At 59.5% G+C, this 14134-nt stretch carries 12 protein-coding genes; 8 read left to right on the top strand and 4 right to left on the bottom strand.

Annotation, left to right across the window (positions count from 1 at the left end):
• The first annotated feature begins 3 nt into the window (after positions 1 to 3).
• The 5 genes from JJN09_RS05315 to JJN09_RS05295 all read left to right on the top strand — a co-directional run bounded on the left by JJN09_RS05315 (position 4) and on the right by JJN09_RS05295 (position 7574).
• A complete protein-coding gene (locus JJN09_RS05315) occupies positions 4 to 2373 on the top strand; it encodes a hypothetical protein (RefSeq protein WP_249486081.1) in 2370 nt (789 codons plus the stop codon).
• A 77-nt stretch (positions 2374 to 2450) separates the two neighbouring features.
• Complete coding sequence (locus JJN09_RS05310; protein WP_249486080.1) at positions 2451 to 3371, top strand: hypothetical protein; 921 nt, start codon at positions 2451 to 2453, stop codon at positions 3369 to 3371.
• Positions 3372 to 3390: 19 nt separating this feature from the next.
• Positions 3391 to 4683: a hypothetical protein gene (locus JJN09_RS05305; RefSeq protein WP_249486079.1), complete on the top strand. Its 1293-nt coding sequence runs from the start codon at positions 3391 to 3393 to the stop codon at positions 4681 to 4683.
• A 3-nt stretch (positions 4684 to 4686) separates the two neighbouring features.
• A complete protein-coding gene (locus JJN09_RS05300) occupies positions 4687 to 6495 on the top strand; it encodes a hypothetical protein (RefSeq protein WP_249486078.1) in 1809 nt (602 codons plus the stop codon).
• A 29-nt stretch (positions 6496 to 6524) separates the two neighbouring features.
• On the top strand, positions 6525 to 7574 hold the full coding sequence (locus JJN09_RS05295; RefSeq protein WP_249486077.1) for a hypothetical protein: 1050 nt from the start codon (positions 6525 to 6527) through the stop codon (positions 7572 to 7574).
• A 47-nt stretch (positions 7575 to 7621) separates the two neighbouring features.
• Here JJN09_RS05295 and JJN09_RS05290 read toward each other — a convergent pair whose 3' ends face one another.
• Positions 7622 to 7930: a cupredoxin family copper-binding protein gene (locus JJN09_RS05290; RefSeq protein ID WP_249486076.1), complete on the bottom strand. Its 309-nt coding sequence runs from the start codon at positions 7928 to 7930 to the stop codon at positions 7622 to 7624.
• 14 nt (positions 7931 to 7944) lie between these two features.
• Positions 7945 to 8916, bottom strand: a complete 972-nt coding sequence (locus JJN09_RS05285; protein WP_249486075.1) for a metallophosphoesterase — start codon at positions 8914 to 8916, stop codon at positions 7945 to 7947.
• A gap of 154 nt (positions 8917 to 9070) precedes the next feature.
• Here JJN09_RS05285 and JJN09_RS05280 point away from each other — a divergent pair, with 154 nt between their 5' ends.
• Positions 9071 to 9583 carry a sigma-70 family RNA polymerase sigma factor gene (locus tag JJN09_RS05280; RefSeq protein ID WP_249486074.1) on the top strand — a complete coding sequence of 171 codons (513 nt, stop codon included), beginning with the start codon at positions 9071 to 9073 and terminating at the stop codon, positions 9581 to 9583.
• On the top strand, positions 9576 to 10322 hold the full coding sequence (locus JJN09_RS05275) for an anti-sigma factor (RefSeq protein ID WP_249486072.1): 747 nt from the start codon (positions 9576 to 9578) through the stop codon (positions 10320 to 10322). The genes JJN09_RS05280 and JJN09_RS05275 overlap by 8 nt, the downstream gene beginning before the upstream one ends.
• Before the next feature lie 21 nt (positions 10323 to 10343).
• On the opposite strand, the gene JJN09_RS05270 is transcribed toward JJN09_RS05275, so the two are convergent.
• Positions 10344 to 11528, bottom strand: coding sequence for a DUF2252 family protein (locus tag JJN09_RS05270; protein WP_249486070.1), 1185 nt, complete (start codon positions 11526 to 11528; stop codon positions 10344 to 10346).
• A gap of 82 nt (positions 11529 to 11610) precedes the next feature.
• A complete protein-coding gene (locus JJN09_RS05265; protein ID WP_249486068.1) occupies positions 11611 to 12516 on the bottom strand; it encodes a helix-turn-helix domain-containing protein in 906 nt (301 codons plus the stop codon).
• A 162-nt stretch (positions 12517 to 12678) separates the two neighbouring features.
• On the opposite strand from JJN09_RS05265, the gene JJN09_RS05260 reads away from it, so the two are divergent.
• A complete protein-coding gene (locus tag JJN09_RS05260) occupies positions 12679 to 14037 on the top strand; it encodes a glutamine synthetase family protein (RefSeq protein ID WP_096821445.1) in 1359 nt (452 codons plus the stop codon).
• Positions 14038 to 14134: the final 97 nt, after the last annotated feature.

Below are 14134 nucleotides of genomic sequence, written 5' to 3'. Positions count from 1 at the left end.
GACATGAGCGTATTGAACTTCCCCCGGATCTACCTCAACGGCCATATGTTCTGGAACCCGCCAACGGCCAACAACAACGATGTGCTGCCGCTGTATGACGCGGTGAAGATGGATATCAACTGGCCGTTTACCAGCTACTACGACATCACCCAGGCGAACGCTCCCACCACCCTGATGCCCTGGATCATTTCACCCGTGCAGCAGAGTGATCTGCCGCCCTATGTGCAACAGGTTCCAGGCAATGGAAGCCCAAACACCTTCCCGTTCATACCCGCCGAATGGGACCTGTTTGGCGACAACGCCTGCGGGACGGTGAGTTACCAGAGTACCCGCTCGACCATTATTGGCGGCGAGTTGCAGGCCAACACCTACGTCACTCAGGACGCGCTGGTCGGCAGGGACTTCCAGCTGCTTGGCAATCCCTTTGGCAGCGATACCCCGACCGCCGCTCGATTTGTGGACATCAGCCCGTGGCAGAACACCTTCACGGCGCTGTACTTCGACAAGTTGCAGCTGGGCGATGCCACCTGCGGCCTGACCCTGAACCGTCAATACCGGATGCTCGACCGCTTCCTGACGTTCAATTGGGCCGGTGACTTTGGCGGTCTGGCGTATGTCACCACCACCTGGCAGACCTGCTTTCCCCGGGACAATCTGGAATGGGTCATTGGCGATTCCGTCCTGCTGAGCAATCTCCAGCAACAGATGGAGGCTCAAAACGCTCAGGGCCTGATGTTCAGGTTCGCCACCTACCTTACCTGTTACGACAGGAACGGTGTGTTCAACGACTTCCCGTACGTCGACACCCGCGACAATGTCACATCGGCGCAGGCCCGTTTGACGGCGATGTATCAAAAGGGGCTGGACAACGTTTCCGATATTTTCTTCAACCCCGCTTACAACCGTACCGTAGCGACTCTGGGTCTGTGGTTCGATCACGAATACCCCACGGCGCCCGCCGGCCCGCGTCTGGTCACCGACCAGAAGATCATGGTCACTCGCCCCGGTATGCCGGAGCCGACAAGCACCAATCTGGGTGTGACCTCGGCGCAGATCACCCACAACACGCTGTCGCTGGATCTGACCAACACGTTTCCGTTCTATCCGCTGGACAAGAAAGCCGATGTCCTGACTGCCGAGAAGTTCCAGGCCGGCGACTATAAGCTGGGCGTATCGCAGAACGGGAATTTCGTGCCGGTGGTCGACATCGGTTTCGAGCAGTACCGACAGTCAGCTTTCGACAAACGCTCGGGCTTGCTGGACATACCTCTCAGCGCAACGCAAACGGCCACCTTGCAATCCGGCCCGCTGGAACTGCAGCAACAGACCTCATCAGGCCCCGTGAAAGCCGCCACTCAGCAAGTCTGGACTGCCGAGGTGGTAGAAAGCGGCACCTTCGTCGACGTGAACGACCGCAAGACGCTGAACATCATGGTGCAGAAAAATGGTCAACCGGCCGCCAACACCACGCTCTGGGTGGTGGAATACGGCAACCCTTACAACGTGACCACCAGCGACTACTACCTGACGTTCCTGAATAACCCCGACTTCACGCTGTTCTACGACAACGCAGACCGCAACAAAAACACCGCCAACCTGCCACAGTTCAAGGGCACGGCGCCCGTAGCGAACTACCTGGCCACCGGCAGCGGTCGTCGGCTGGTCAATCTGGAAGCCAAAGACAAGCCGGTGGGCGTTGAGGTCAGTTATCAGTCATTCATGAATGGCTCAAGTAAACCGATCACGGTCCCCCTGACTCCTTGCCTGCAATTCGACGCCGGCGTCTACGTCAGCGGAACGCTGGATAACGATCAGACGGTGGATTACTCCTACGTCGCCACCACCACCGACGCCAATGGCATCGCCCAAGTGAGTTTCAAGGCGCTGGCCCCGGGTTTCCCTACGCTGCGCTTCATCGTCAAGGAAGACACCAGCGACCCGGACATCCCTTTCAGCTTCGCGCTCACGGACGCCCAGACCGACTTCCTCGCCCCGCTACGCGTCCTGCCACTGGACATGCAGCTGCAACAGGATTTCGTCAACTACTGGAACGACATCTACAAGGACAAGAATGCGCCCGAAGCGATCTGGGATGACTTCATCTACCCAAGAGTGCTCAAGACCTTCTACTACCTGTACCCGATCATGAACAAGTTCATGCCGCTCAACTCCCGGACACGGGTAGAAGGCGCGGTCGATCAGTTGATCCGGCTGATCAGCAAGGAATACCAGGAAGAAAGCACCCTCGCGATGCCCATCACCCGTGACCTGTCGCAAAGCCGTCGCGCGGTGCTGGAGTTGTGGGCGCAGAAACTGGTCAAGCGCAACTTCCCGCCCATGAAACTGAATATGAGTGATTACGACGACCTCTGATCCCACGCTGCTCAACCAGGAAAGATGAGCCACTGCGGGAGTTCGCTCCCTCAGTGCGCTTTGCCAAGGAGTGCCCCATGAAAGTCAGCCTCTTGAACCGGCTGTTGCTGCTGACCCTGCTGTTCAGCCCACTCGCTTATGCCCAGGACGGTGGTGACGTCTACTTCACCATGGGCGTGCACAACACCAAAGACTGCGATGAAAAGAACGGCAACTGCATCGCCACGCGTCTTCCCGGCGAGCCTTCCGATCCGTTCTTCCCGGCATTCTGGATCAGCAACTGGACCATGTACCGGGTGATGCACAACTACGAAAACAACCCGCCGCCCTACAGCAACCCGCCAACGACCCTGAAGCCTGCGGACTACACCGTCTCCCGCGGAACCAGTTACTACGACACCACCTACATCCCGCCGGATGGCGACGGTTTCGGTGCGATGATGGAGCACTACGAGAAATACTGTCTGCCGATCTTCCCGATCAAGAACAACAACTACACCTGCTCGTTCGTGTCCCTGGGCAACAAGGCGTACTTCCTGACCTATCCGCAGGATCGCCCGAAAGACATGCCGGCCTGCTGCATGTTTTCCCCGATGAATCATCCGCCACGGCAAGACTTCATCGAACACCTGCCCTACAGCGTCGAGCGCAGCAAAAACCTCAATGGCAGCGTGCAGGCCTACGCCCTGGATCTCGACTCGCCGCAAGGTCCGATCCTGTTCGGCTATGCCTTCTACAAAAAAATGTCGGGGCAACCGCCCTACCGGCCGCCGCAATCGTTCTTCTTTTCGGGCGATACCAGCGTCGCCAACGCGCCGATCGTCAGCCAGAACTACACCGACTTTCACATCGCTAAACCGGACCCGGCAAAGACCTGGGCACAGGTCGCCGCCATGTGCCCGTCGAACCCGCCGCCCTGCCAATTGTTCGAGCCACCAGAGTCGCAGAGCAATGGCCACAAGGCGCAGTGGAACAAGCTCATGCAGCGTAAACCGTGATCAACGACGAAGGATCGCCATGAAAACCACACTCCGTTATTCCGTAATGTTGCTGGGTCTGGCCAGCCTTCCGGCACTGGCCAGGGAACAAGCCATGCCGTCGGTGCAGGCCAGCCAGTTGAACTGCCAGCCGCCGAGCACCGCACCGGCCGCCACGGCCGGCCAGGATCAGTTCGATCAATACAGCTGGCAGATGTTCATCGCCCTGAGCTGGCCGGCAAAGAGCGGGCAGCGCGGCAATCCAGACTGCACCAAGCAGCCGGGCGATGCCGGTTACACCGTCTGGCAGTCCTACAAGACCATCAGCGAAATCTTTCTGCCGAACGCCGTCAATCCCGGGCCGTGGAACTCCCCACAAATCGCCAAGAGCCTGGGCATCATCAACATCGCTTCGCTGAAGAACAGCGCTCACGTGAACTCCATCGATCAGGCCGTTGGCGGCTGGCTGATCGATCAGGCTCAAAACCCGACCTACTACGACATCTCGGCCAACGAGACTTCCTACAACTACATCGTGGGCAACACCTTCTATAACGCCGACGTCGTCTCCAAAGCCAACAACATCAAATTTCCCTGGGGAGTCATCGAGATCAAATCGAGCTGGCGCATTCTCACGCCTCATGACAACGCCCGCCGTTACCTGACCATGATCGCGCGAGTGACCAGGTTCAATGACCAAGGCAAGAAGATCGGGGTCAGCGAGGCGTATCTGGGGTTGGTGGGCTTGCACATCATCACCAAGGCGAACGGCTATCCGCAGTGGATCTGGTCGACCTTCGAGCAGATCGACAACGTTCCGCCCAAGGTGCTGGTGAACGGTCAGTGGGTCGACCAGCCAGCGGCTGGCACGGCCTATTCCTATTTCAACGCCGCTGCGCCCGCCGCGACGCTCAACCAGTCGCCGTGCGACTGGCAGACTCAGGGCACACAGCAGGTCTGCGTGCCAAAACCCGGCACCACGTTCAAGACCCCGAACCCGCTGAACCGGGTCACTCCGATCGCCGACATCACGAACCAGATCAACGCCAGTTACCAGGCCGACCCGGGGCTGCAAAAAAGCGTGTTGAAGTACTACCAGCTCATCACCACCCAGCGCCCGCTGATGCCCGACAACCCAGGCAACCCGCTGGGCCAGCCGACGCCGGCACTCTCGGCCAACGTGACCATGGAAAGCTACATCCAGCCCAACAGCAGCTGCATGAACTGTCACTCCATGGCGACACCGGTCAAGAGCCCATTCAAGTCCGATTACTCCTACCTGTTCAAATTCGCCAATTCGCCTCTCGGCAAAACCATCAAGGACGGGAAATAAATCATGAGCATCCTCAATGGCCCGCGACTGAATTTCTGGGGTGGAATCCGCACGGATGTCAGCCTGCCGAACAATTCACCGACCATGTACTACAACGGCATCAAGAACTGGCCGATCTTTGACCTGACCACTTCGACCCTGGCATCGGGTGCCCAGTCTTACACCGACGATCAGTTGAACAGCATGATCAATGCGCCCACGGGCGACCACTACACCGCCGGCGGCTGGAATCATTACGGACAGCATGTCGTCGATATGAAAAACGCGCTGATCAGTTCTCAAGGCAGCCCGGGCAGCGTCAGTACCACTGGGGACATGGTGGGCCAGCCAGTCTATCTGCTCGGTTCGGTGGACCCGGTGACCGGACAAGGGCCGGTATCGGGCCCGATGATGGTGGACCTCGACCCCACCTCGACCACCACCACCCAGATATTTGTCGGTGGCCTGCAAATCGGTGGCAGTAACGATATCCAGTTGCTGATTCACGCCAATACGGTTTGCAGCAGTCAGGATCTCGGCTTGCGGGTGCTGCAACCAGAGACGGATTCACCCGGTTCTTGCCGTATCAGTGGCACATTCCAGCTGACCTTCCCGCTGAGCAGTATTGTCAGTTGGAACCAGAACAGCAGCGGCTTGCGATCGATCATCCAGGCGCCGGGTGCCACCGGTATCGTCCTGCGCTTCGTGATGTTCGAAATGTGCCCGACGATGACCACGCCCCAGTTGCAAGCCGATTATGCCGCCGGCACAGACACCCCGAACCCGAGCATTGGCCGGGTCATCGGCACACTCGCACCAGCCTTCGCCGACGAACCGTTGAACTGTCAACCAGGCCGGCAGCTGGTCAACCAGAACACCGGAGGCACCGGATATGCCGACCTGGGCAGCAACGGCATCCTGAGCATCGACATGGTCAACGTCATTCCGAAACAAAACTTCAGGGCCGTCAGAGATGACATCACCAGCCCTATCGGCCCAAATGCGAATTACGGACCCGTGACCGTTGCCGCGGGCGATACCGACCTGAGCACCCTCGATCCGACCAGCAGCCCTCTGTTCGATTACTACGTGTATGGCGGCATCGTTGACCTGCCCCTGAGTGCCAGCCAGCAGCAAGCGGTGCAGTCCTGCGCGCTGGCCATCGATGCACCTGACACGGTCCTCAATACCGAGCTTCACGCCACCGAATCGGAATACCGGGTCTATGCCGATCAGCGCAATGTCTATACCGAGGACTATCCTGCCGGGCTGTCGATCACCCTGCAGGTCCGGTATCTGGGCGGCCCTGTGTCGACAACTACGGAAATAGACCTCACCGCCGCGCCCCCGGGACCGTATTACACGCAACAGCGGTACTGCGACTTCCTTTATTTCCCCCCAGCCCTGACGGTGAGCCCCGGTCAATTGGCCGTCACTTTCTCCGTCAACGTAAAACCCTCCGCGGCTCCCTTCGCAGGTTTCGTCGCTTTGACCTACAGCGTCAACGGTCAGGACAGCGGCACGTATTTCACCAACTTCCGCAAATACGCCCAGACCGACTTCGGCATCCCTAAAGGCACCACCATCACCTGGGAACAGATGTACCCGAACGTCCTGCGCTTTCACTACCTGGCCTTCCCCGCCATGTCTCGCTACATCCCGCTGAACCAGCCCGACGCGATCATGGGCGCGAAGAACCCGATCCTCGCCCGAACCTCGGATGCCTACAAAGGCACCACGCTGTTCATGCCGGTGGTGCGCTCGATGTCGCCCTGTCAGCGGGCGTTGCTGCGGGCCTATCTCACGGGCGAGCCGTGGCAACCGCCGCAGTAATCGCGCCCCCTGCCCATGGAGAGAAAGCAATGACTGTTCATATTCCTGCGCACCCCCGCGAGACCCTGCGCCCGAGCACCATCATCGCTGAAGGCCTGCTGAACCCACGCGGTGCCTGCGTGCAGGCGGATGGCAGCCTGCTGCTGGTCGAAGCCGGTTCAGGCCTGCCGGATCAGACCTTCAGCGGCCGTATCAGCCGGCTGCGACCGGACCCGCTCAAGCCCGGCGCGTATCTTGCCCCTGAAACACTGGCGCAAGGTTTCCGCGCCATGAACATGCAGGCCCGCATGCTGCGCGATGAAATCATGGGCCTGTCGGACATCGCCTGCGGTGACGGGCGCTGTCTGGTCAGCCAGACCGATTATGTCGCGGGTTCGAAACTGCTGGACCTGCAATACTCCCCGCCCGAGCCGGTATTCCACAGCCGGGGCAATCTGAACGCGCTGTGTTATCACCCGACCCGCCGCAGTTGGCTGGCGGTCAAACCCGATACCAATCAACTGGTGGAGTTCAGCAACGGCGGTGACGAACAGGTACTGGTTCAGTTACCGGATCTGGACATGGGCCAGGAAGCTGTTCCCGTCACGCTGGTGCACGAACCGGCGACAGACGCCGTGCTGATCAGCCTGTTCTCCGGGGAGCTGCAAAGCGACCCGAGCCGCAAGGGCATCGACTTTGATGATCAGGCCGGCCAGGTCATTCGGGTCTGGCCCGACACCGGCCGGATCGAAGTGCTGATTCGCGGCCTGCAACTGCCCACCGGGTTGGCGTTGTGTCCGCAAGGAAACGTGTTGGTGCTGGAGCTCTGCAGCCGTCTGCAACAACCGTTGCCGCCCGACTGGAATGGCGAAACCCTGCATGGCGGCTTCACTCGATTCAGCGGACGACTGTTGAGCTGCAATCTGCAAACCAGCGAAGTGACCGTGCTCGCCCGGGACCTGGATACTCCGTCCAACCTGTGCCTGGTGCAGGATGCGGTCGTGGTGAGCGAAGGCATGGGTTTGACGGGGCGCCCGTTGCCCACGCCGGATAACAAGTTGGTTGCGTTGACCGGCAGGCTGCGTCGGGTACAACTCTGAAAACAGAAGGAAAAAAGGCGCGGCCCTGTGAGAGCCGCGCCTTCTGCTTATTGAGTGACTACAATCTTGCCGATCATCTGCGGATGCAGCGCGCAGAAGTACTCGAACTCGCCCGGCGTATCGAACACCCACGAGAAACTGTCATCGGTATCCAACGCCGCCGAGCGAAAAAGCTTGTGGGTTTCGGCCACCGTGTGCGGGATCTGATCGTCGTTCACCCACGTCACCTTGGTGCCCACGGCCACGGTCAGATCCTTGGGGCCGAACATGAATTCCTTGATGTCGATCTTCACTTCCTGTGCCCACGCCGGCATCGACAACATCAGGCACAGCACAGCCAACAGTCGCGTTTTCATCTGATTGCCCTCCCCTAGACCAGCGTCGAATCAATCAGCGCCAGCGGATGATCGCCCTGTGTCGCGCGCACATCGGTGATCCCCAGATAATTGCGCAGCTGATCGGCCGCCACGGTCATAGGCCCCGGCGATGGCGCCGCCCCGGGTGCTGGTTGCGGATACGCCGTGCCCCGGGCGGTGTGGAAGGTGATATTGCCTTCGACTTTCTGGATCACCTGATGAATATGCCCGTTCAACACCGTCACCGAGCCGTACTTGCGCAGCATCGCAATCGCCTGATCGCCGTCCTCGGTGCCCCAGCCCCACGGCTGATAAATCGTCCACAGCGGAATGTGGGTGAACACCACAATCGGTGTGCTGGTCGACACCGCGCGCAGATCATCGGCCAGCCACGCCAGTTGATCCGCGCCCAGATTGGCTTCATGGCCGGCCTGGAAGTTGAAGACATTGACCAGCGCGATGAAGTGCACACCGTGATCGTCGAAACTGTACCAGCCGTTGCCTTTGGTGCCTTTGCCGTAACGCTCCAGATAGAGCTTGCCGCCGCCCTCGTCGAGGGTGTCGTGTTCACCGGGGATGTAATGCACGGTGGACGGCAGGCCTTTGAGCAACTGCGCCGCGGTGTCGAATTCCTCGGCCTTGGACAGGTGGGTGATGTCGCCGGTGTGCAGGATCAGCGATGGTCGTTTCGGCAGCGCGATGACCTTGTCGATCGCCACTTGCAGCGTTTTCACCGGCTCCGGATTGGCTTCCTTGTTGAAGCCGATGTGCGAGTCGCTGATCTGCACGAAATGGAAGGTGCTGGCCAACGCCTTGGGGTCGGTGACGTTACCCGCCTCATCCATCGCAAACGCTCGGGGAATGCCACCGCTCAGGGCCCAGAGGACCCCGGCCCCGGCCCACGCCGAACATTTGAGCAGCGTTCGCCGGTCGGGGTTGTGCAGCAAACCGTCGGTGCGCAGTGGATGTTTTGCTTGATTGTCCATGGGGATGTCCTCGCTGGCGGACTACAGTGATGTAGCTGACACCAGGTAGAACCACGCGGGGCGAGCGTTTATTCCACGCAAAAAAACAAATTCTTTTCAGGGAATAAAACACGACGCTTCACGGTTATAGGGGTGTGACGGTGCGGAAACCACTATGAATCGATTTGAGGAACTGATTGCGCCGCACCTGGACGCGGCTTACAACCTCGCGCGCTGGCTCACAGGCAACGACAGCGCGGCACGGGATGTCGTGCAGGAAAGCGCCTTGCGCGCCTTCAGGTTTTTGCAGCGGTTTGCCGATGGCAACGCCAAGGCCTGGTTCCTGACCATCGTGCGCAACGAAAGCTACACCTGGCTCAAGACCTCGGCCGGGCGCCACTGGGTCGCTTTCGATGACGAGATCGAAGAAAACGAAGGCGCACTGAGTCACAGCCAGAGCCCGGAACTGCTGGCCATTCACACGGAAAACGCGGCGTTGCTCCAGCTGGCCCTGAGCGCATTGCCGCCGGCGTTTCGCGAGGTCATTGTGCTCAAGGAACTCGAAGACTTGCCCTACAAGGACATCGCCCTGGTGGTCGATATTCCCATCGGCACCGTCATGTCGAGACTGGCCCGGGCCCGCGCCATGCTCAAGCTCGAATTACTGAAGTTGCACGATCATGAATGAACTCGACTGCACGGTTTGCCGGACACAACTGCATGGTTATCTGGATCAGGAACTTGATCCTGCGAGGGCTGCGGATGTCGCTGAGCACCTGGCCACGTGTGCCGACTGCGCGCGGCTGCATGGTGAGGCCAGACTGCTGAAGGTCAGTGTGAAGCGCCATGCGCCGTATTACTCCGCGCCGGCGTCACTGGCGACAAGCGTGTTTGCCGCCGTTGCTCCTGCATCGCCGAGCCCGTTCGAACGCTGGCGAAAATGGCTCGCTCCGGCATTCTCAGCAGCAGCCCTGGCCTTGGCGATGGTGCTTTACATAGCAACACCGGGCAGCGAACAACCGTTGATGGACGAAGCCGTCTCCAGCCATGTGCGCTCGTTGATGGGCGCTCACTTGAACGATGTGGTGTCGTCCGACCGGCACACCGTGAAACCCTGGTTCACCGGCAAACTCGACTTCTCGCCGCCCGTGGTCGACTACTCGGCGCAGGGCTTTCCACTGCTCGGCGGGCGGCTCGATTACCTGCAACACCAGACCACCGCAGCGCTTAGTTACGGCCACGCCAAACACATCATCAATGTGTTCATCCTGCCGACAACGGACGCCGACAAGCCTTCGCAAAGCCAGACCATTCGCGGTTTCAACGTGGTTTCCTTCCAGTCCAACCATATGCGCTTCGTGCTGGTCTCCGATGTGGAGAAAGGTGAACTGGAGACGCTCGGCAAACTGCTCAAGGACGGTGCCTGAGGGCTGCCGACAACGTCGCGTTCAATGGTGCAACGCGTATTGGCGACAATGCTCCAGATAACCGCGCTCATGCTGTCCCACCAATTGCACGACACTGGACCAAAGCCACGACGGTGCGTCCAGCGTTCGGGTGTGGCAACTGTTCAAGTCGCGGATCCAGGCCGCTCGCGTCGCAAGATCCATTTGCCGCGCATGGGCAAGGCCGACGACGTTGGCCAGATAAGTGGCGGCAAGCAACGCTTCGGATTGGCTCAACTGATTCAATTCCAGCTTCATGTCCTGAGGCAGCAGTTCGCGGATGAAAAAACCCTCATCCAGCAGACGCGTTGCAATCATTCGATCGCCCAGACCGGGCGAGAGGTGTCGCGCGCCCTCCACCACCCGCCGTCCATTGTCCCGTGGCATGGAGACCTTGGGCCCACGGGGCGCAGCAGCGGTAACGGCTTGTTTGACATCGAGTAGGCAGTATTCCCGGTCATCTCCAGCGCCCACGCCAAGCAACAGTGCGTAGCGTTTCAACCCGAGCGAGCTGCAGCCTTTTACCCAGTAGGCGCTATCGAGCAGTTCGACTTTATCGTCATTCGATCGGCCCTTGAGCGACGTCACCAGCGTATGGACATCATCGGTCGTGCACAGCGTTTTCAGCGCGGCGCGTTCCGCTCGCGAAAGTGACCAGAAGTGCTTGCCCAAGGGAATGGAAGGTTTGGTGTTTTCGATACGCTCGTACGCCAGGTGTTTCCAGGTGCGCTGCACGGCGCTACGCATGCTGGCCTTGACCTGAGGAGGACGTGTCGGATCTTCATCGACGTTGCCTTCAAACGCGCTTTCATAGCCGCGCATCATGCCTTCGAGCATTCTGGCAGTCGTTACGCCTGGCAAATCCGAACCTCTGGCGGCGGTCGCCAGGGACAATGCCAACCTCACGAGGTCATGCGCTGGGTTACCGATGACCGTCTGGTCAAGGTCCCGAATGTGAATATCGATCCGGCCCTTCGAATCCCCCGTCGGCCCCAGATTCCCGGCGTGGCAATCGCCACAGATCCACACCGCAGGCCCCCGTGGCAGACGTCTGCCAGGCTGGCTGTGCAGCCATTCGTAGAACTGAACGGTACTGCCCCGGACATAAGCATGGGCAGACTTGGCCATCTTCAGATTTCTGAGTTCGCTGAGTATTTCGAGACGCTGGGAGGGTCGAGGGGTCTTCATGGAAAATACTTGAGTGGGTGTATTCCATCGACCGTTCGCCCTGGCGAATGTTTCAATTTGTTTCAGAGCGACGATTACATCCTCAGCGTAGCGATCGCTTCAACGTCTCACTCGGCAATTCATCGAACAGTGCTCGATAGCTATTGGAAAACCGCCCCAGATGCCAGAACGACCAGTTCATCGCCACTTCGGCCACTGTCGTCTCCGAGGCCGAGCGATGGAGCAATTCCCGGCGCGCCCCATTGAGCCGGCGCAGGCGCAGCCATTGGGTCGGGGACATCCCGGTGAAGGCCTTGAAGGTCTGCTGCAATTGACGCAGAGAAACCCCGGCGACCTGGGACAACTCCAGCAGATTGAGGGTTTCTTCCGGCGAATCCGCCGCCCACTCTCCCACGCGTTTCATGGTCGTGCGCTCTTCGGTGCGGCGCTGCAAACCACCGCTATCAAGACACACGCAAGCGTTATCGAGGATGAACAGGCAGTCCTCCAGCAACTGCTGGGTCAATGCTTCTTTGCTCGGCTGATCAAGGGTTTGCGACAACTTCGTGAGAGTCGAGCTTAACCAGCGACTGAACAGCGCATTCTGTGCGCCGTTGAGTGGCGCCATGAACAGGCCTTCCAGCCGGGCTACGTCCAGGCCGTTGCGGCGGACGAACTCCGGGCCGAACACCACGGCGATTTCCTGATAGTTCTCCGGGGTGATCCAGATGTTGCGACTCTCTTCGTTCAGCAGGTACAGCGCGTTGTCACTGCGATCGAAACAGAACGCCAACGCCCCCGACGGCGCACTGAAATTCTGCTCGACCCGGGTGTTCATCTGTTCTTCGTAGACCTCCACACCCTGCAAATCCAGATAGCGGATTCGCCCGGCGAAATGCCCCGGCGACATCTGCTGGTAATGCTGGACCCAGCCCGGTGTGGCGCGAACCTGTTCGGCGACATCGGCGGTGTTGAAAGCTTGAACCTGTAGCGGATTACACGTTGTCATGGGAGACCTTGCGCACTCTTTTGGTGCGCTTTGGTGCTGCTTAAAGTGGATAGATGGAACGGCAAGGCCCGCCCAAGATAGTCGTCAACGCGCCACAGGGGAAGCCTGCGAAAGATGAAATCGCACTTCCCCCGCGTCAATAAAACCAACGACGAGGTCTTTATGAATGCCCCTTTCGATCAGCTGTTCACTTGGCTGAAAGATCACAAGATTACCGAAGTGGAATGCGTGGTCAGCGACCTGACCGGCATCGCCCGCGGCAAAATTGCACCGACCAACAAGTTCCTGCATGAGCGAGGCATGCGCCTGCCGGAAAGTGTGCTGCTGCAAACGGTAACCGGGGATTTTGTCGACGACGACATCTACTACGACCTGCTCGACCCAGCCGACATCGACATGGTCTGCAAACCGGTGAGCGATGCGGTGTACGTGGTGCCATGGGCCATCGAGCCGACCGCCATCGTGATCCACGACACCTTCGACAAGTTCGGTAATCCGATCGAATTGTCGCCACGCAACGTGCTGAAGAAAGTCTTGCAGCTGTACACCGACAAAGGCTGGAAGCCGATTGTCGCGCCGGAAATGGAGTTCTACCTGACCCAGCGCTGTGAAGACCCGGACTTGCCATTGAAGGCGCCACTAGGCCGTTCCGGTCGCGCTGAAAGCGGTCGTCAGTCGTTCTCCATTGATGCTGCCAACGAATTCGATCCGCTGTTCGAAGACGTCTACGACTGGTGCGAACTGCAGGGCCTGGACCTCGACACACTGATCCACGAAGACGGCCCGGCGCAGATGGAAATCAACTTCCGTCACGGCGACGCGCTGGATCTGGCCGACCAGATCACCGTGTTCAAACGCACCCTGCGCGAAGCCGCGCTCAAGCACAACGTCACTGCGACATTCATGGCCAAGCCTATTGGCGATGAGCCCGGCAGCGCCATGCACTTGCACCAGAGCGTGGTGGAAATCGCCACCGGCAAGCCGATTTTCGCCAACGCCGACGGCACCATGAGCGATCTGTTCCGCCATCACATCGGTGGCCTGCAGAAATTCATCCCGAAAGTGCTGCCGATGTTTGCGCCCAATGTGAACTCCTTCCGCCGCTTCCTGCCGGACACCTCGGCACCGGTCAACGTCGAGTGGGGCGAAGAAAATCGCACCGTCGGCCTGCGGGTTCCAACCTCCGGCCCTGAAGCGATGCGCGTGGAAAACCGCCTGCCCGGCGCTGACGCCAACCCGTACCTGGCAATTGCCGCGAGCCTGCTGTGCGGCTACATCGGCATGGTCGAAGGCATTGAGCCAAGTGCCGCCGTCGAAGGCCGCGCCTATGAACGCCGCAACCTGCGCCTGCCGATCACCATCGAAGAAGCCCTCACCCAGATGGAAGAGTGCGACACCGTCGCCGAATACCTGGGCAGCAAGTTCGTGCGTGGCTACGTGGCGGTGAAACGTGCCGAGCATGAAAACTTCAAGCGCGTGATCAGCTCCTGGGAGCGTGAGTTCCTGTTGCTGAGCGTCTGACCAACACCCACGAACCCTGTGGGAGCTAGCTTGCTAGCGATGGCGGCGGCACAGTCAACATCTCTATCGACTGACCCACCGCTATCGTTGGCAAGCC

It is taken from the genome of Pseudomonas sp. HS6, assembly GCF_023375815.1.
Taxonomy (GTDB): Bacteria; Pseudomonadota; Gammaproteobacteria; order Pseudomonadales; family Pseudomonadaceae; genus Aquipseudomonas.
This window is presented reverse-complemented; position numbering and strand designations above follow the sequence as displayed.